Source organism: Kitasatospora cathayae (assembly GCF_027627435.1).
GTDB classification, from domain to species: domain Bacteria; phylum Actinomycetota; class Actinomycetes; order Streptomycetales; family Streptomycetaceae; genus Kitasatospora; species Kitasatospora cathayae.
In genome coordinates, this window is the sequence record NZ_CP115450.1 from 2,491,372 (window position 1) to 2,510,568 (window position 19,197).

Annotated in this window: 14 protein-coding genes; 5 read left to right on the forward strand and 9 right to left on the reverse strand. The window is 71.2% G+C overall.

Annotated features, from left to right (window positions below):
• Positions 1-16: 16 nt before the first annotated feature.
• Positions 17-2,371 carry a multicopper oxidase family protein gene (locus O1G21_RS11035; RefSeq protein WP_270142891.1) on the reverse strand — a complete coding sequence of 785 codons (2,355 nt, stop codon included), beginning with the start codon at positions 2,369-2,371 and terminating at the stop codon, positions 17-19.
• 685 nt (positions 2,372-3,056) lie between these two features.
• Here O1G21_RS11035 and O1G21_RS11040 point away from each other — a divergent pair.
• The 3 genes from O1G21_RS11040 (at position 3,057) to O1G21_RS11050 (ending at position 5,780) form a co-directional block, all read left to right on the forward strand.
• Complete coding sequence (locus tag O1G21_RS11040; RefSeq protein ID WP_270142893.1) at positions 3,057-4,013, forward strand: tyrosine-type recombinase/integrase; 957 nt, start codon at positions 3,057-3,059, stop codon at positions 4,011-4,013.
• Positions 4,014-4,152: 139 nt separating this feature from the next.
• Entirely contained in the window at positions 4,153-5,361 is a 1,209-nt protein-coding gene (locus O1G21_RS11045) for an IS110 family RNA-guided transposase (protein ID WP_270139889.1), read from the forward strand.
• Positions 5,362-5,372: 11 nt separating this feature from the next.
• The gene (locus tag O1G21_RS11050) at positions 5,373-5,780 is read left to right on the forward strand and encodes a tyrosine-type recombinase/integrase (protein WP_270142895.1); all 408 of its coding nucleotides are present in this window, start codon (positions 5,373-5,375) and stop codon (positions 5,778-5,780) included.
• A gap of 228 nt (positions 5,781-6,008) precedes the next feature.
• Here the strand turns inward: O1G21_RS11050 and O1G21_RS11055 are convergent, their stop codons facing one another.
• The 7 genes from O1G21_RS11055 to O1G21_RS11085 all read right to left on the reverse strand — a co-directional run bounded on the left by O1G21_RS11055 (position 6,009) and on the right by O1G21_RS11085 (position 15,112).
• On the reverse strand, positions 6,009-7,559 hold the full coding sequence (locus tag O1G21_RS11055; RefSeq protein ID WP_270142896.1) for a nucleobase:cation symporter-2 family protein: 1,551 nt from the start codon (positions 7,557-7,559) through the stop codon (positions 6,009-6,011).
• 665 nt (positions 7,560-8,224) lie between these two features.
• Positions 8,225-9,841 (reverse strand): CAP domain-containing protein, encoded by a 1,617-nt coding sequence (locus tag O1G21_RS11060; RefSeq protein ID WP_270142897.1) that lies wholly within the window; start codon positions 9,839-9,841, stop codon positions 8,225-8,227.
• Between the two features lie 398 nt (positions 9,842-10,239).
• Entirely contained in the window at positions 10,240-10,455 is a 216-nt protein-coding gene (locus O1G21_RS11065) for a hypothetical protein (RefSeq protein ID WP_270142899.1), read from the reverse strand.
• Positions 10,452-11,948, reverse strand: coding sequence for an FAD-dependent oxidoreductase (locus O1G21_RS11070; RefSeq protein WP_270142901.1), 1,497 nt, complete (start codon positions 11,946-11,948; stop codon positions 10,452-10,454). Before O1G21_RS11070 ends, O1G21_RS11065 begins: the two co-directional genes overlap by 4 nt.
• Before the next feature lie 95 nt (positions 11,949-12,043).
• Positions 12,044-12,727 (reverse strand): ferric reductase-like transmembrane domain-containing protein, encoded by a 684-nt coding sequence (locus O1G21_RS11075; RefSeq protein ID WP_270142903.1) that lies wholly within the window; start codon positions 12,725-12,727, stop codon positions 12,044-12,046.
• A 241-nt stretch (positions 12,728-12,968) separates the two neighbouring features.
• The gene (locus tag O1G21_RS11080; protein ID WP_270142905.1) at positions 12,969-14,360 is read right to left on the reverse strand and encodes a sensor histidine kinase; all 1,392 of its coding nucleotides are present in this window, start codon (positions 14,358-14,360) and stop codon (positions 12,969-12,971) included.
• Positions 14,357-15,112 carry a response regulator transcription factor gene (locus O1G21_RS11085; protein ID WP_270142907.1) on the reverse strand — a complete coding sequence of 252 codons (756 nt, stop codon included), beginning with the start codon at positions 15,110-15,112 and terminating at the stop codon, positions 14,357-14,359. The genes O1G21_RS11080 and O1G21_RS11085 overlap by 4 nt, the downstream gene beginning before the upstream one ends.
• A 35-nt stretch (positions 15,113-15,147) precedes the next feature.
• Between O1G21_RS11085 and O1G21_RS11090 the strand changes: the two genes are divergently transcribed.
• Positions 15,148-15,693 (forward strand): hypothetical protein, encoded by a 546-nt coding sequence (locus O1G21_RS11090; protein WP_270142909.1) that lies wholly within the window; start codon positions 15,148-15,150, stop codon positions 15,691-15,693.
• 80 nt (positions 15,694-15,773) lie between these two features.
• On the opposite strand, the gene O1G21_RS11095 is transcribed toward O1G21_RS11090, so the two are convergent.
• Positions 15,774-16,559: an HAD family acid phosphatase gene (locus O1G21_RS11095; RefSeq protein WP_270142911.1), complete on the reverse strand. Its 786-nt coding sequence runs from the start codon at positions 16,557-16,559 to the stop codon at positions 15,774-15,776.
• Between the two features lie 411 nt (positions 16,560-16,970).
• Here O1G21_RS11095 and O1G21_RS11100 point away from each other — a divergent pair, with 411 nt between their 5' ends.
• A complete protein-coding gene (locus tag O1G21_RS11100) occupies positions 16,971-19,109 on the forward strand; it encodes a hypothetical protein (RefSeq protein WP_270142913.1) in 2,139 nt (712 codons plus the stop codon).
• Positions 19,110-19,197 lie beyond the last annotated feature (88 nt).

Genomic DNA, 19,197 nt, shown 5'->3' on the forward strand with positions numbered 1-19,197 from the left:
CGTCGTTTTTCCTGTGCTATCCGCTCTTCCGTTCGTTGGCCTTCTCGTCTTCCCAGGCATGTTTCCGACCGCCGACCACTCGGTACGGTCGCATCATCTCGTTGTCCTCGTGGCCGAGGACGTGGCAGTGCCAGACGTACTGGCCGACCGTCGGATCGAAGGGGAACAGGTTGAGCCCGGGCCTGGAACGGTGGACGGGGACGCTGGTCGGAGCGAAGCGCACGATCACCGTGGTCACCTGGTGGGGGAACACCTTGACCGTGTCCTTCCACCCGGATTCGCCCGGGTCCGGTGGCATCGGATCCCCCGTGAGGAACGGGCTGACCGCCGGGTTCCCTCCGACCGCCCCATCGGCGTTCGGCTTCCGGTACGACAGTGGCGGGCCGTAGCCCGGGCAGAAGTCGACGTCGGTGGGCTTGCAGGAGCTCGGGAAGGACCCGTCCCAGGCCTTCATGTACTTCTCGTAGTCGATGTTCTGGCGGCTGACGATCTGGAACTGCACCAGGTGCGTGTGCATCGGGTGGTAGGCCTGCGCCGGGTCCTCGGCGTTGATGAACTGCCACACCTCGGTCGATCCCACCTGGGGCAGCTCACTGATGCCGTCCTTCGGGAACTCCCGCCTGATGAACGGGGACTCGCGTCCGTCGTAGAGGGTGTTGTTGACGTACTGCTCGATGTTCCCCCCTCTCGGCTGCGTGCTCGAGGTGTTGAGCTCGTTGAGCACGAACTGCCTGACGTTGTCGACCTTGACGCGCGGCCTGCCGTCCGGCCCGATCAGGTGGACCATGGGTTCCGGGCGGGCGCAGACGCACTCCTCCGGGGCGGGATGAGCGGGATCGCAGCTCTCGTCGCGGCCCGCCAGGGGCTTGGTCACCTGGATCTGCATGACGTTCGGCAAGGGTGTGTCGAGCGTTCCCGTGTTGGTCACAGTGACCGTCTTCCCGGCCATTTGCGTGAAGTCCACGATGATGTCGGCGCGCTCGCCGGGCATGAAGTCCAGGTCGCTGCACTCGGTCGTGGATTCTCCTCCTGCGCACGCCGTGCCGTTGACCGGCACGGGACGGTCCAGATAGGCGTCGTCGGCGCCGATCTGGTACACGGGAGCGCCCCCGAAGTGCAGGGCGAAGCGCCGCCCGTTGGCGCCGTTGAGAAGGCGGAAGCGGTAGCGCCTCGGCTCCACCTGGAGGTACGGCCAGGCCGCTCCGTTCACGGTCGCGACGTCCCCGAACTCGCGCACACCCCAGAAGGGGTGGTAGTCCGGATTGGACGGCGGGATGACGAGCAGCTGACTGTTGGTGTCGAAGACACGGTCCTGCAGAGCCATCTCGATCTCGTAGGGACCGCTCGGCAGGCCCTTGGGCTCCTCCTTCGGGTCCCTGAGGAAGTAGAAGCCCGCCAGTCCGCCGTAGACGGTGCTGCGGGTCGCCCCGAGGACGTGGTCGTGGAACCACAGTGTCCCGGGCTCCTGGGAGTTCTGATAGGTGTAGACGGCTTCACTCGGACCGGGCTTGTCGTCCGAACAGTACTGCGACCCCCTCAAGCCGTTCGGCGTGAACCACGTGTCCGGACCGCCGTCGTAGCAGGCACTGATCTCGGCCCCGTGCAGGTGCACCGCGGCGGGCTGCGGACCGGTGTAGGGCTGACACAACGGATTGTCCGCGTTCTGCGGCTCATCGCAGTTCACGGGCATCCCGGCGCCCGGCGTCTTCAACGGATTGGCCCAGTGAACGGTCTGATCGACCTTCATCAGACCCTGCACCAGCCCCGGGCCGTACGGATTCGACGGATTGAAACTCGGCAGCCTGTTCTCGTAGGTGACCCGCGTCGGCGTGCTCCTCTCGGCTTCGAGCGTCACCGCCGGCCAGTGCGCCGGACCCAGGACCTGCTTACTCGTCGTGTCCGAGGTCTCATACGCCCACACCCGGGTCTTGCCGAACGTCACCCCCATGCCGCAGGTGTCCTGCCGGCCCTGCGGAAGCACCTCCTGATCGGTCTCCGTCATCGCGACGGACAGATCCCTGTGGGCCGCCGCATCGACCCGAGGCGTCGACCCCGCCGGACCGAACACCGGCAACGGAGTCGCGAACTGGGGGATGCACTCCCCCGGCAGAGGCGTCTGCGGAACCAAACCACCCACACGCGGCGCCCCCAACGCCGGAGCCACCACCGCGATACTCGACAACACCGCCAGCAACCCCACCGCCGCGCTACGCCCCCGCCTCCTTGCCCCGCCACCGAGCCGCGGCACCAACACCCTCAGCGCCACCACACCTCCCGACACTTCGCAAACCGCCTCATGGAGCAACCGGACCAGGCCAACTTGGCCTGCCGGCACGTCGGCCCCGGCCAGCGACACCTCGATGTCACCCACTCGGGCGCCACCTGTCCGAACGCCGCGACGGCGCGCCCGGCCGGTCGGCATTCCGGTGCGGGGCGTGCCGTGGTCGCCACCACCGCCGCCTTCCCGTGGCGCCCGTTCACGCCTGAGCTGGTCGCCTCCCCGGCCCGGGAACCTGCCGGTCACCGACCGCGCCTCGATCAAGCTGGGACGACACCCGGGTGCGTGAAGGTCCGCCCGAACCTGGTCATCCCCATCGGCCGGTGCAAAGGGCAGAACCCCTCGCCGCCCGGCATCTACCGGGTGCTCGCCGAGCAGGAGAAGCGCAGTCCTACCCGAGGCCGTCGAGGCGGCCCACCCCGACTTCGCCGCCCTGCAGGCTGGTACGGCACCGGACGAGGAGATCCCGCGGCCCAGTCGCCAGTCCAGGTGTCAACTGTCCGGCATGCAAACGAACATGAAATCGGGCTTCAGGCCACCGCCTTCCCGCGTGTCGCCCTCACTCTTCGCCACCCGGGATTCGACTCTCGTACCTCCGATAATCACTACCGAATGGTCGCTACCGCCCCCTTGTGCACTTTCCAAGGGGATCATCCCGGTTCACGGGCCCAGATGGTCGCCAGCTTCGCCTCCCCGTCGCCATGATCCGCCCCCTGCCGCGCCAGGCTGCTCGGCCGTGAAGCTGGGCCCAGCCCGATCACACAAGGAGTCGATTCCCGTGAACCTGACCGATCCTCAGCGCGGACGCGTCTACCGGCGCTGCGGCTGCCGTGACACCGACGGCCGCCAGTACGGCGCCCGCTACCCCAAGCTGAAAACCCATCCAGACCATGGCAACTGGGCCTACGCCGTAGACCTTCCCTCCACCTCAGGCAAGCGCGAGACCCGGCGCCGCGGCGGCTTGCCCGACCAGAACGCGGCCCTCACCGCCCTGCAGGACTTCCTGAAGGCCGAACGCACCGGCATCGCGGTGGACGAGGCTCTGACCGTCGCCGACTACCTGACCGAGTGGCTGCTCTCCAAGCAGGAGGTCCTCAAGGCCACCACCTACGCCGGCTATCACCGCCACGTCCACCACGACCTCATACCGGCCTTCGGCCCACTACCCCTGACCGGCCTGCGCGACCGGCACGTCCTCGCCTGGTCCCGCCGGCAACTGGCCGCCGGTCGCGGACGCCCCACGGTCCACCGCTGCTGCACCATCCTCTCCAGCCCCATGAACGCCGCCGTCAGCGCCGACCTGCTGGCCCGCAATCCCGCCCGCAACGCCGCGCTCAAGCGACCTGCCGCACCCGAGCGCCGGTGCTGGACACCGCAGCAGGCATCCGCCTTCCTCCACCACAACGCCGAGACCTACAACGACGTCTACGCCGACATCTTCGAGGTCATCCTCGGCACCGGAATGCGCCGCGGCGAGGTCCTCGGTCTGCACTGGCCCGAAGTCCACTTTCGCCAGCGCGTCCTGTTCGTACGCTGGACCCTCGCATCGATCAACAACGCCCGCCTGCACCTGCAAGCACCCAAGACCCGCGCCAGCCGCAACTGGGTCAGCCCCCGTTACCTTCTTCGTGGCCCTGAAACGGGGCTCCTGGCCTCCGGGCCCGGTATGACTGTTGCCCCCTGTCGAAGGTATGACCTGGGGGGTGGTGTCACCGCGGCCCGGAGCACCGTATGACCGCTGATGAGAGGCCTGACCGGCACCCGGCCGAGCGCAACGCCCGGCCGCTGACGGATGCCTGGTCTGCGTAACGTGGATGCGCGCGAACGGTGCCAAAGGGCGAGGCCAGGACGATGAACGACCCTCGGGGGGTTCGGTGTTCGACACGAGTGACATCGCGGTCTTCCTCGGCCTGGACGTCGGCAAGGGCGACCACCACGGCCACGGCCTGACCGCCGCCGGCAAAACCGTGTTCGACAAGCGGCTGCCCAACAGCGAACCGAAACTGCGGGCCGTCTTCGACAAGCTCACCGCCAAGTTCGGCCGCGTCCTGGTCATCGTCGACCAGCCCGCCTCGATCGGCGCCCTGCCACTCGCCGTAGCCCGCGACGCCGGCTGCGAGGTCGCCTACCTGCCCGGCCTGGCCATGCGCCGCATCGCCGACCTCTACCCCGGCGAAGCCAAGACCGACGCCCGCGACGCCCGCGTGATCGCGGACGCCGCCCGCACCATGCCCCACACCCTGCGCGCCCTCGAACTCGCCGACGAGACCGCGGCCCAGCTCACCGTCCTGACCGGCTTCGACCAGGACCTCGCCGCCGAGGCCACCCGCACCAGCAACCGCCTGCGCGGCCTGCTCACGCAGTTCCACCCCTCCCTCGAACGCGTTCTCGGCCCGCGCCTGGACCACCCCGCCGTCACCCACCTGCTGGAACAGCACGGCTCGCCGGCCGCCCTGCGCAAGGCCGGCCGGCGAAGACTCGTGACCCTCATACGCCCCAAGGCCCCGCGCATGGCCGAGCGCCTGGTCGACGAGATCTTCGCCGCGCTCGACGAGCAGACCGTCGTCGTCCCCGGCACCACCACCCTGGACACGGTGGTGCCCTCCCTGGCCCGCTCGCTCGCCGCCGTCCACGAGCAACGACGCGCCGTCGAAGCCCAGATCGGCGAACTGCTGGAGGCCCACCCTCTTTCCAAGGTCCTGACCTCGATGCCCGGGGTCGGCGTCAGGACCGCCGCCACCCTGCTCGTCACCGTCGGCGACGGCACCAGCTTCCCCACCGCCGCCCACCTGGCCTCCTACGCCGGCCTCGCTCCGGCGACGAAGTCCTCCGGATCCTCCATCCACGGCGAACACGCCCCGCGGACCGGCAATCGGCTCCTGAAACGGGCCATGTTCCTCTCCGCGTTCGCCGCCCTCCACGACCCCGACTCCCGGGCCTACTACGACCGGCAACGAGACCGCGGCAAGACCCACACCCAGGCCCTCCTCCGCCTCGCCCGCCAACGCATCAGCGTCCTGTTCGCCATGCTCCGAGACGGCACCCTCTACGAGACCCGCACCCCCGAAGCCGTGCCCGCATGACCCGATCGACCTTGACGAAGGACATAGAGGCACCCCCCCGGCGCGTCACCGCCGCACTACGCCGCCAAGCCGCCCGCCACCGCAGCGCCCACCCCGACCAACCCCGCCTCCAGGGCATGGTCTTCACCCGCCCCGACGGCAAACCCATCAACCCCGAACGCCTCCTGCACACCCTGCGCCAACGCTCAGCCGAGATCGGCCTGCCCAAGATCGGCCTTCACGACCTGCGCCACACCGCCGCCACCATCATGATCAGCTCTCAGGTGCCACTCGCCGTCGTCTCCAAGACCCTGCGGCACTCCACCCTGGCCACCACCGTCAACATCTACGGCCACCTGCTCCTTCAAGCCGCCCGCGAAGCCGTCACCGCCCTCGCCGACGCACTCGACCACGCAGACCTCCCTCGCGAGATCATCTGACGTGTCATCAGGTGGTGCCCGCACTCGCCTCAGCCGCAGACCTCCAGGTCAGAGCGCCGGACGCGACCACCCTGCGACCACGCGCCCTCCGGAAGCGAGTGAGAGCGGGTACCCGGTTTCCCAAGTAGCCGCCCTCACAAGCGACTTCACAGTCGGGACGGCAGGATTTGAACCTGCGACCCCTTGACCCCCAGTGAGTTGCTTGCACGACCCCGGACCCGCAGGGGTTCACCGTGAACGACGGCCGCATCCACACTGTCCGCCACGCGCTGCGGAGACGCCGGGATACGGGGACTCCCAGAAGTAGGTGTGCGATGACAAGGTGATCCGCCGCGCGCATGACGCCGAACAGCCCTCCGGAACCTGCACCAGGTCCTCCTCCGTGGCGGCGGGAGGAGTGGCCGAGGTCGCCGCGGAGCCGAGGGCCGGCAGCTTGAGGTGGTTGAAGAGCAGGTTGAGGGTGAAGGCGAGGATCACCGTCAGGGTGATCGGGCTGCCGAAGACGGTCTGCGCCCAAGCGGGGCAGTGCCGGAAGAACACCTCGTTGCCGTACGGGTCGGTGGCGACCGCCGGCAGCAGGCCGACACCGAGCGAGACGGCGACGATCAGCAGGTTGTGATTGCCGTTGAACTCGACCTTCCTCAGCGTCTGCACGCCGACCGCGGTGACCATCGCGAACATCACCAGGGCCGCGCCGCCGACCACCGGCTCGGGGACGGCCGCGATCAGCGCGCCGACCTTGGGCACCAGGCCCATCACCAGCAGGAAGCAGCCCGCCACCGCGACCACCCAGCGGCTGCGCACCCCCGTCATCTGCACCAGGCCGACGTTCTCCGCGTACGCGGTGTCGGGGAAGGAGTTCATGCAACCGCCGAGCACGGCGGACAGGCCGTCGGTGGCGAGGCCGCGCGCGATGTCCGCGTCGGTCAGCTCCTTGCCGGTCATCTCCGCTACCGCGAGCATGTCCGCGGTGGACTCGGTGTAGGTCACCAGCAGCACGATGCACATCGAGGCGATCGCCGCCGCGTCGAACCGCGGCGCGCCGAAGTGGAACGGCGAGGCGATGCCGAACCAGCCCGCGGAGCGGACCCCGCTCAGGTCGAACAGGTGCAGCGGGATCGAGGCCAGTGTGCCGAGGGCCAGCGCCAGCAACGGTGCGAGCTGGCCCAGGAAGCCGCGCAGCAGCCGACTGAACAGCACGATCAGCGCGATCACGCCGAAGCCGAGGGCGAGATGCGACAGCTTCCCGTAGTCGGCGGCCGAGGTGTCGTGTCCGGCGATCATGCCCGCTCCCGGGCCGATCAGCGAGAGCCCGATGATCACGATGACCGTGCCCGCCACCAGCGGCGGGAAGAACTTGATCATCTTGGCGAACGGTTTCGCGATGAGCAGGCCGAACACGCCGGAGACGAGCATCGCGCCGTAGACCGTCGGCAGTCCGTGCCCGGCCGCGATGGTGATCATCGGGCTGACCACGGTGAAGGTGGCGCCGGCCACCACCGGCAGCCGGACACCGAGGAGGTGGGAGACGCCCACCGCCTGGATGATCGTCGCGATACCGGCGACCAGCAGGTCGGCGTTGACCAGCAGGGCGATGGTGTGCAGGTCGAGCTTGAGGGCGCTGCCCACGATGAACGGGACGGCGACGGCGCCTGCGTACATGACGACGACGTGCTGGAGACCGAGGATCGCCAACCGTGGTGCGGGCAGTACCTGATCGACGGGGTGGACCGGCTCGGAGTCGGGTGTGGCGTTTTCGGGCTCGCCGTGCGCGTGCATGGGTACCTCCGGTGGTGCGCGGACAGCGCCGTTCCGGACCGGGCGCGACGTTGCGACGGTCCTGGCGGCAGGGGGAATGGCGGCCAGGGCGGAGAGGGTGGGGAAAGGCGTCCAGGGGGCGCTGATCCCGCCTGGTGCGGGGGTGCCGGCATCCGGTTGTGAAGACTCTAGAGGCCCGGCCGGTGGCCAGAGCCACTGTGCGATCCGCCATCCCGCTGGGTCGGACAGCCGGACCTGGCTAGAGGTTCCACCAGCACCGGACAGCCGGTCCATTGGTCGTGACAATTCGTCAAACTGGTGGAAACAAAACACTGTTCTCATGGGCACGCGGCCCCAGCTGGCTGCCGCCTCCGCCTGCCCGCCGGGGCACGGCTCAGGGGCGCGGGCAGTGGAACGGACCGCCAACGTCCGCACGGACCCTGTCGGCCTCTCCTCGTCCCCACGCGTCCACGCGGAACGCGATGTCCGTATCAGGGAGCTCAAAGGAGGGCCCCATGCGCCTCGCCCTACGCGAGATCGACAAGCCGTGGCCCGATCCAGCCCACCCCCACCCTCGTCCTGGCCGAGAGCCACGAGAGCGGTCGTGCCCGGGACTTGCACGGCCTCATCGCGCGCAGGTAAGCGCGCCGACGGCGTCGAGGCGGACATCGTGTCGTGCGTTGGGCTCATCGCGCGGTGCCGAGGTCGAGCGTCCACCACGGGCCGCCGTCGCCCTGGTGGACGCCGACCCCGATGTCGGTGAAGCCGCAGTCGAGGAGGCGGCTTCGGGCGCTCGGATCGGCTGTCAAGTCCGACATCACCGTAGCGGCGTCCTGTTGGCCGCGGGCGTTGGCCTCCATCGCCGCCGTCCACGGGTAGCCGGCCTCGTCGATCCGCCGGTTCGGCCCCGCACCGCCGGAGTCGTCCCGGCCGAGGTGGCGCCGGGCCGCCATGTCGTCGGCGTGCCGTTGGGCGGCGGACTGGAGGCGGCCGTCGGTGCGGAGGGGAGCACACCCAAGGACCCTGCGCTGGGCATTCATCATCGTGACCACCTGGTGGGCCGGCCCCTGGGCCGGGTCGGGACCGATCGTCGACGGCGTGGGTGCGGCGGGCGGGCGCGACACCGGGGCTGTGCTGGGGCGCGGGGACGGACGGACCGACGACGTGGCGGACGGCGTGGGCGACGAGGTGACCGACGGGCCCCCGGACGGGCTCTGCGCCCCTGCGGGAACGGCGGCGGAGGCCACCGGGGCGGGCCCGGCAATGGGAACGGCGGTGGGCTCCGCGGGCGGCGTGGGACGCGCCACCGACGTCTCCATCGCGTCGACCGGGCCCACCAGCACGGCTGACGGTGCCTGCACCGGGCCGCCGCAGAGGGCGGCGAGCACACACACGCCGGTCACCGCTCCTGCTACCGACAGCGAGACCCACACGCGGGTCGTCAGCGCGGTGACCGTCCGCCGCCTGCCCGAACGGCGGTTGCGGCGGTGCCCTGTGCCCGCCGGCGCGCCCACCGACGCCCCGGCCGTGAGAAGACCGGGCAGGGGTACCAGGGGCAGTCCCCCGAGGACGTCGTCGGCCGGCGTCAGGGCACCGGAGCGCCGGAAGCAGGTCACGCATCCGGAGGCGTGGCCGGCGATCCGCTCGCGCCAGCCGGGGTCGGGCACGCCGCTCCAGGACTCGACCAGGGCCCTCAGCTCTCCGCAGCCGGGCACGGCCGCCACCGCCCGCTGCGCAACGCGGGCGGCGGCGAGGCCGGCCGTCAACCGGTCCAGCAGTACCGCCGCCTGCTGGCGCGAGAGGTCCAGCGCTTCGGCCAGCTCGGGCCGGTCCAGGAAGCCGCAGGCCTCCAGCCACCACAGGGCCAGCACGTTCCACCTGGTGTCGCCGAGCCACCGGGTCGCCTCCGCGATCTCTCGCCGTTCGCCGGCCAGCTCCAGGCGTACGACCGTCAGGTCGACGAAGTCGACGGTGGGCCGGGCCGGTTCCTCCGGCCCACCACCGCCCCGGGCCGCTGACATCGCCCGGACGGCCAGACGGTGCCGGCGGACCTCGTCCACCGCAGTCGCCATCAGCCGCACGCGGAACCGGGCCGGGGCGTCGGGACCACCGTGCGCCTTCCTCGCCCGGACCACCGCCGCCCGGGCCACGGCGGCGCGCACCGCCTCATCCGTGCCCGGACACCCGTCGAGGGCCCGCCCGACGATGTTGTAGGCCAGGAGCAGCGCCTCGGTGAGGAGCCGAGTGGTCGTCTCGTCGTCCTCGGACCACGCCCGCACCGCGGGCCCGCTCGCAGTCAGCATCTGTCGTCCGTTCCCTTCATCGGTCTCTCCTTTGCCGCGCCCGGCCGGTCGGCGTCGCCGGTCAACCGGGCGCGGCAGGACAGGGGGACATCCCACCGGGTCGGACGGGGCCGCCAGGGCGGCTGCCGGGAGAGGTCATCCATCCGTGCCCGTTCCTGCTGTGCTCGCCGCCGGGGCGGGGTCGCTGGCCGGGTGCCGGCGTAGGACACACCGAGCATGGCTGCGCCGACGGCGAGCGCACCGCCGAGCGAGACGCTCAGCACGGCGAACCGACGGCCCCGAAAGCGCCGGCGGTGGCGGTTCGGCTGTGTGGTGACAGGCAAGGGATTCCTCTCTTGGCAGGGCACGGGAGCGGAGCGGGTGGCGCATGGGCGCGCATCCGCGGGTCCACCGGCCTCCTATCGGGGGGTGGCAGCGGGCACGGGTACCCGGCTCGGTGGCATGGGCGGCGCGGCGAGCAGGACGTGCGCGTACAGGCCCATGGCCGCGGCCGTCGCGATGAGAATGAACGGTCGGCGGATGCCGAGCCGGGCCGGCAGACCCAGCAGCAACCGAAGTGGCCCGCCCGGCGGCAGGTCGGCCCGGCGTCGGCGCCGAGGTGCCCGATGGTTCATCGCGAACCCCTTCCGCCCGCCGCCCTCGGCGCTGGCGGGGAGGACCGCGGACGGATCGTGCCGATGCGGTCGCGGTGGTCCAGGAGCTCCCTCGGCATGTCGAACGCCACCGCGGCCACCGTCTGTTCGCCCAGCGGGGTGTCGCGGTGGTAGGTGGCGACGAAGCGCTCGGAGCGCAGCGAACCCGCCACGACCTCGATCCGCTCGCCCAGCGCCGGGAGCCCGACGGCCTGTAGGCGGGTGCCGTGCTGCTCCGACCAGAACCTGGGGACGGGGGTGAACGGCGCCGCGCGGTCGGGCCCCAGCAGCAGCGAGTCCGCGGCGTGCTGGCCCATCTCGACGGCGTGGATGAGGTGTTCGACCCGGCGGGGCACGGCGTCGAAGCGCAGGTTGGGCCAGCGGGCGACGTCGCCCGCCGCCGCGATGTTCGGGACTGGCCGTCCCGCCAGGTCCACGGCGTGGCAGCCGGCGCTGCACAGGACTCCGTCGGCGACGTCCAGTCCGCTGCCGGTCAGCCAGTCCGTCCGGGGCACGCCGCCCAGGCCGAGGACGGCGAAGTCGGCCTCGACCGTCCCGCCGTCGTCCAGGCGCAGGCGCAGGCCGTCACCGGTGTCGGTCCACTCGGTGATCCGGGTGCTCAGCCGGACGTCGACGCCGGCCCGCGCCTGGATGCGCCCGACCACCCGGCCGAGCCGGGTGCCCAGCACCCTCCGCAGCAGCGGCGCGCTGTGCACCACGAGAGTGACCTCCAGGCCCATCTCCCGGAACGTGCAGGCCAGTTCGCAGCCCACGAAGCCGCCGCCGAGGATCAGCACGCGGCGGGCGCGGGCCGCGTACACGGCCGTCCGGATGGCGTCGGCGTCCTCCAACGTCCGTATGGTGCGGATGCGTTCGCTGGGGACCGGGGTCTCCGGCAGCCGCTTCGCGTCGACGCCGGTGGCGATCACCAGTCCGTCGTAGCGCAGTCGTTCACCGCCCCGGAGGAGCACGTACCGGTTCACCGGGTCGAGCCCGGTCAGGTGGGTGCCGAGCAGCCGGTGGGCGTCCAGCGGCTCGTCGGCCCGGAACGCGAGGTCCGCGCGGTCCAGCTCGCCGGAGAGGAACTGCTTCGACAGCGGCGGCCTGCTGTACGGACGGTGCAACTCCTCGCCCACGACCACGAGTTCACCGTCGAAGCCGCGTTCGCGGAGGCGGGCCGCCGCGCTGAGCCCGGCCAGGCCGCCACCGGCGACCACGATCCGCTGACCACCGGACGATGCGCTCGGACCGCGTCGGCCGGAGCGGCGCCCCGCACCGGGGCGCGCACTGCCCCGGACGGTGACCGCCTGCATCGGGCAGCACCGCGCCGCCTGGCGGGCCTGGGCGGCGAGCCGGGCCGGGAGGTTCGCCGTGTAGTGCAAGGAGCCGCTCTCCGAGATCCGAAAGACCTCGGGGGCCTCCTGCTGGCAGATGCCGTAGACATGGCAGCGGCTGTTGTCCACGCTGACCTTCACCGGCCCGCTCTCGGGCACGAGTTCGGGCCGAGTCGGACGGACGGGCCCGGGGTGGACCGGCGTCGGCGCAGGCCGGACCGGCCCCGGCGTCCCGATCACCGTGCGCCGCCCGGGTCGTTTCCGAAGGCACCCCTTCGAAGCCTGGACTCCGACGGCAGCACCCGGGTCATGAAGACGAAGAGGCAGGTGCCCGCGCCGGCGGCGACCGTCACCGCCACCCGGTCGAAGTGGCGCGGCTCCGGATGCACGGTGAAGATGTGCAACCAGACGAGTGCGAAAGCCGCGTAACCGAGCTGGTGGAACCGCAGCCAGCGCCGGTACCCGAGGCGGCGCTGCAGCCACACCGAGCACCCGACCGCGATTCCGAGCTCGGTGCCCAGGATGCCGAAGCCCACCGGGATCCTCTGCAGGCCGCCGGCGAACGGTACGACGAGCTCGTGCGCGCCGATCTCCCAGACCGGCTGGTAGCGGAAGGTCACCCCGTGGACCCCACCGAAGATCAGGGCGGAGAGGGCGACGGTCATGTGCGCGCCGTACACCGTGGGCCGGTTGACGATCCGCTGGAACCAGCGCATGCGCAGCATCGCGCCGAGAACGACCGCGGCCACCATGAGCACATAGGAGACCAGCGCCATCAGCCGGGCGATCTCGTGGACGCCCGGGTCGTAGGGCAGCTGCTTCTCGTACGCGTCCAGCGGTGAGCCGGGGATCGGGGCCGCCCCGACCCCGGGCGCCGCGTGGAGCGCGGACAGCAGGTGCGGCGCCGCTTCAGCAAACATGGTCAGGATCGGTCCTTGCCTTCTCGTCCGGGCGGGCGCCCCGCAGTGGCATCGCCACGGCAGGGGCGCCCGCGAGCGCTCGATCACGGCGGACGCGACGGGGTGGGGGAGTTCACCGCCCGTCCGCCGACGGAGCGCGTCGGCCGCACGGGGAAGGCGGGCCGACGCCACCGATCGTAGACACGTTCGAACGCGTGGATCGCGGCCCGCAGAGGACCCTAAAGAACCCCTAAGGTTCTGCTCACCCGTCCCTGCGTCGCCGCCACCGCAGCCTCGGAAGCCCGGGGTCGGCGGCCCGGTGGTCCTGCGCGGTGGCACGATCGAGCTCGACCTCCACCCGGGCGCCGCCCGACGCACCGCGCAGGATCCGCAGCTCTCCGCCGGTCGACGAGGCCGCGCGGCGGGCGATGTCCAGGCCCAGTCCGGTGGATCCGCCCGTGCTGGCACCCCGGGACAGGGCCAGGTCCGGATGCGGGATCCCGTCCCCGTCGTCCTCGACCACCAGGCAGGCGCCCCGCGCGGTGGGTCGGACGCTGACGCGCAGGGCCGTCCCCCGGGCGGTGTGTCGGAAGACGTTGCCGATGAGGGCGTCCACGACCGCGCCGAGTTCGTCCGCCGACAGGGCGACGGGCGTCGGGGCATCGGTGTCCGTGAAGACGCACTCCCGGTCCTGCTGTGCCGCCAACACCGCCCAGAAACCGACCCGTTGACGCGCCACTGCGGAGACCTCGCAGCCTCCGTCGTCCCTCCGGGCGGGACGTGCCTCCGACGCCCCGTCCTGCTGCCCGGACAGGTGCCGGGCGGGCCGCGTCCGGGCGGTGCGGATGATGGAGTCCACTTCGGACTCCAGCTGGCGGATCGCGGTGGACATCCGCTCCGCGCCGGGCACCTCGCCGACCTGTTCGTCGGCCAGGTGTAGCGCGGTCAGCGGTGTCCTCAGCCGGTGCGACAGATCGGCGATCAGCTCCCGTTCGTTGTCCAGCAGTTGGACGATCCGCTCGGCCATCGCGTTGAACGCCGAGCCCGCCTCGTGGAGCTCCCTGGGTCCGGCGGGCTCCACCCGGACGTCCAGATCGCCCGCCCCGAGCGCGTTCGCGGCCTGGGACAGACCGCGCGAGGAGCGCACCATCCTGGAGCCGAGCCGGTCGGCGACCAGCACCGAACCGGCCACCAGCAGCGCGGCCAGCACGGACATCACCGTCCAGCCGGTGGCCACGCCCCGGACCAGATCCTCCTCCGGCACGAACGCCTCGACCACGGCGACCCGGTCGCCGCCCAGCAGCACGGGCTGCAGATAGTCCCAGCCGCCGGGCACGTTCCGGCCCGCCGACTCGCGGTCGGCCGCCGCCGCGCTCAGCTGCCGCTCGGAGGCATGGCCGACGCCGATCGCGGTGCCATCCGGCAGATGGACGCACAGCCGGTCCGACGCGTCGAGGCCCGCCACCACCTGGCGCACCGCCGCCGGATCGGTGGAGACCGCCAGAACGGGCGCCAGTACTGCGGCGCGTTGCTGCGCCGACTGCGTCGCCTGACTGTGCACCTGGGTGCTCAACAACAGACCGAGCGGGATCAGGAAGGACAGCGCCACCATGGAGGTCACAGCCAGCGCGACCATGGCCAGGGTGACTCTCACAGCGGAGAGACCAGTTTCACACCGACGCCGTGAACGGTGTGAAGATAGCGCGGCCTCACGGCGCGCTCGCCGAGCTTGCGCCGCAGGCAGGAGAGATGGACGTCGACGGTCTGCTCGTCCACGTAGGGCTGGCGCCACACCTCGGCGAGGATCCGCTTGCGGGAGACCACCCGCCCGGCGTTCTCCACCAGGAAGGAAAGCAGGTCGAACTCACGGCGCGTCAGCCGTATCTCCTGCCCCGCCAGATGCGCGGTGCGCGCGAGCGGGTCGACGCGCAGCTCGCCGACGACCACCGGGGGGCGCTCCCCATCGGCCGCGTCCAACGCCCCGCCTGCGGCGGCGGAATGCGGCCCGTGCGCCCTGGCCGCCGCTTCCGCCCCGACCGCCACCGGTGCGCAGCGGCGCAGCACGGCGGACAGGCGGGCGGCCAACTGGGCGCCGGAGAAGGGCTTGACGAGGTAGTCGTCGGCACCGGCTTCTAGAATCCTGATGATCTCCCGCTCGTCGTCGCGTGCGGTGGCCACCAGCACCGGGACACGGGACAGGCCGCGGATCATGCGCAGGACGTTCTCGCCGTCCAGGTCCGGAAGCCCGAGGTCCAGCACGACCGCGTCCGGCGGGGACTGGGTGACCTCCTGCAGGGCGCTGAATCCGGCGGCGACGCCGCGCACCGTGTGGCCGCTCGCGGTCAGTGCGTTGACCAGTGATGTTCGAATGATCGGGTCGTCTTCGACGACGAGGACGGACGTCATGCGGCACACCGTAACCGATGGGCCAGGATGTCCCCATGAAGCCCGCATTGCGCTATCCGCTCATCTGGCTGGGGTGCACGGCCGTCGGCGTCACCGCGGTCGCCCTGACGGTGCGTGTGGTGATCCGTCCCGCCACGGCCGGTGTTCCGGCCGCCCGTTCGATCCCCACCACCGTCGTCACGGTGGCCCCCGCGCCCGTGGCGACGACAGCGACGGCCACCCCGACGCCGATCGCCGCCGCCTCCGCTGCCCCTGCTGCTCCGTCCGACCGGGCGACGCCCGCGCCGGCACCCACCGCCCGGAAGGTCTCGACGGGCAGCGTGGAACCGACCGCCGGTCGTTCCCAGCACCCAGCGGCCGACCGCGGTCCGTCCGCCTGCTCCCGGGACGCCGTGGTGCGGACGTACCAGGCCACCGGCGGTACGGCGACCGTCGCGGTGGACCCGAGCGTCGTCTGCCTGGTGTCCGCGGTGCCGGCCTCCGGCTACACGATGAAGGTGAAGCAACCCGGCCCCGCCTCGCTCGTGGTGGACTTCTCCGACGGAACTCAGACCTCCGAGATCAGCGTCACCAGCAGCTGAGCCGCCACTGACGCACACTGCGGCCCGATGCCTCCGCATGGTCGGCGGCATCGGGCCGCGCGGCGGCACGTTCCGGCTGGTTACGGCAGGTAGTACATCGGGTTCGGCAGCTTGAAGGTCCGGTCGGCGTGGCCGCCGGACAGGTCGCTCTGCTGGTCCCCGAAGTTGCCCACGATGTCGTAGCCGAGGCTCTCGATGTGGGCCCGGGTACCGGACTTGTACTCCACGACGGAGCAGCTCGCGCCGCAGCTCAGGTAGGGCGGGGGTGCGCTCTTGTCCTTCATGAACAGGTGCGACTCGTCCGCAGCGGGATACCCGACAGCCGCGAGGTTGGCGGCCGTGGCGGCGCGCTGGGCCTCGGGGCGGCCGGTGATGTAGAAGACCGTATAGCCCTGCTGCTGCGCCCGGGTCGCCAGTTCGTTCATGCCGAAGACGGCCGGCATGGTCTTGGTGGCGATGTACTGGGCGTTGCTGACGGGGTTGTAGACGAAGGTCGTCTCCAGCTCGTAGTTGTACGTGGACAGCGTGGTGTCGTCCACGTCGAGGACGATGGCCTTGTGGTCGCCGTGGTCGTGCTTCGCGCGCTGGACCAGGTACTTCTCGGCCTGGTTCTCGATGCCGCGCACCTGGACGGCGTAGTTGCTGTCGGGGGACGGCCAGTGCTCGCCCTTGGCGTCGACCGTGTCACCGTAGTACGCCTTGATCTCGGCCACTTCGTCGGTCATGTTCGTGATCTGACGGTCGGTCCTGGGGGCTTTGGCGTCCGCCGACGCGAGTCCTCCGCCGGCCACCACCGCGCCGGCGACCACGCCGACGGCAAGGGCGGCCAAGCCGCGGGCAGGTGACGTCAAGGTACTTCTGCGCATGAGGGTTGGCTCCTTCTGCCGCGCGCCACGAGGGGCGCGAGTCGCCCGTCGAGCGGCGCGGCGGCTCCGTGCTGCCCCGCACCGTAGGGTCGGTGAACCTGGCAGGTCAAGGCTCGTCTACGCGCATGGTCTACGCGCGATACCGGCCGGACCGCGTCTCAGCAGATGAAATATCAACCTGATTGTGTTCTACAGACTGTTGCGGCGAGTTCGGGCTGTGGCAATCTTTCGTTCACTTCGTCGGACCGTCATCCGGTCGACGCGCGCCGTTCCCCGTGCGCTGTCCTTCCTGCGCGCCGTCGTGCCCGCACATCGTCGTGCCTGCACATCGCCATGCCCGCACATCGTCGTGCCCGCGCGCTGCCGTTCACGCGCGCCCCAACCCCCGTCCCCGCCCGACAAGGAGTCAGCATGGGCACCCGACGCCCCACCGTCGTCGCCCTGGCCGCAGCCGCGGCCCTCGGCGCAGGCCTGCTCGCCGTCCCGCAGGCCTTCGCCGCCGGCGAGCGCCCCGACGCCCGCCATCGCGAGAGCGGATGCGTCATGCAGGCCGGAGACAACCGGGTCGACCACGTCATCTATCTGACGTTCGACAACGTGCACTTCACCCGCGACAACCCGAACGTGCCCTCCGACCTGGAGCAGATGCCACACCTGCTCGACTTCCTGGAGCACAACGGGACGGTCGACACCTCCCACCACACCCCGCTGATCGCGCACACCGGCAACGACATCCTCACGCAGCTCACCGGCCTGTACGGCGGCGATCACGGGCAGCCGGTGTCCAACTCCTACCGGTACTACAAGTCTGACGGGACGAGCACCTCCGCTCGCACCTTCGCCTACTGGACCGACGGCATCGCCGATCCGGCCACCCCCACCCCCAGCGACACCGCGCCGACCATGGTCACCCCGGACGGCCGGAACACCCCCGCCCCCTGGACCGCCTACACGCGGGCGGGCTGCGACTTCGGCGCGGTCTCGGTGGCCAACACCGTGCTGGAGAACACCACCTCCGACGTCGCCAAGGTCTTCGGACCTGACTCCCCCGAGGCCGCCGAGGCCAAGGCCGACCCGGTCCGGGCCCAGGCCGACATCGTCGGCATCGGCGTCCACTGCGCGCAGGGCTCCGCGCGCTGTACCACCCCCGCCGCGCGGCCGGACCTGCTGCCCGACGAACCCGGCGGCTACCACGGGTACCAGGCGCTCTACGGCGCCCACAGCGTCGACGCCGTGATCTCCCCCGACCACCCGGTCCGCGCGATCGGCGGAGCCCCCGTCGCGGACAAGGCCGGCAACCCGGGCTTCCCCGGCTTCGACTCGATGTCCGCCGACAACACCCTCGGCTACCTCGCCAGCATGCAGGAAGCCGGCGTGCCCGTCACCTACGGCTACATCTCGGACGCCCACGACCGCTACCCCGGCGGCACCGCCTTCGGCCCCGGCGAAGCCGGATACGTCGCCCAGCTCAAGTCCTACGACCAGGCCTTCGACGGCTTCTTCCGCCGCCTGGCCAAGGACGGCATCACCCCCGCCAACAGCCTCTTCGTCGTCACCTCCGACGAGAACGATCACTTCGTGGGCGGCAAGTCCAGCCCGGCCGGCTGCGACGGCGTCACCACCCCCTGCAGCTACCAGCAGATCGGTGAGATCAACGCCAACGTCCGCGGACTGCTCGCCACCCAGCAACACCTCACCACCCCCTTCCAGCTGAAGTCCGAGTCCGCCCCGAGCTTCTACCTCGACGGCAACCCCGCCTCCGACGCCGCCACCACCCGCGACTTCGAACGTGCCGTCTCCAAGCTGACCGCGGTCAACCCGCTCACCGGCACCACCGAACCGATCAGCCACCAACTCGCCGACCGCGCCGAGATGAAGATCCTCCACATGGTCACCGGCGACCCCCTGCGCACCGCCACCTTCACCGACTTCCTCGACCCGAACTACCTCGCCGTCGCCGGCGCCGCGAACTGCGCGACCCCCTGCGTGGGCCTGAACGCGGAGGAGGCCTGGAACCACGGCGACTTCGCGCCCGACATCAACACCACCTGGCTCGGCCTGGCCGGCCCGGGCGTCAAGCACCTCGGCGCGACCGGCGCCGTCTGGTCCGACCACACCGACATCCGCCCCACCATGCTCGCCCTGCTCGGCCTGCACGACGTGTACGCCCACGACGGCCGCGTCCTGACCGAGTTCCTCTCCCCCTGCGCACTCCCGAGAAGCCTGCGCGCTGCCGACCAGGCCGACTACCGCCGGCTGGCCACCGACTTCAAGCAACTCGACGCGGGCGTCGGAGAGTTCGCCTCCGCCACGCTCGCCGCCGCCACCATGGCCGCAGCCTCCGACACCCCCGGCGACACCCGCTACAAGGACACCGAAGCCAAGCTCGCCGCCCTCGGCGCACAGCGCGACCGCCTCGCCCGGCAGATCGGCGACCTCCTCGACACCACCGCCCCCGGATCCGGCCGACTCACTCCGGCAACGGCCAGGAACCTCGCCCGCCAGGCCGAGGACCTGATCCACCAGGCCGACCGGCTCGCCCGCGGCTGACCCCGCCACTCGGCGGTGGGCGGGACCTCCCCGCCCACCGCCGCAGCGTGTCCACCCATCACCCCACGTCACCCGCGCCCAGGACTCA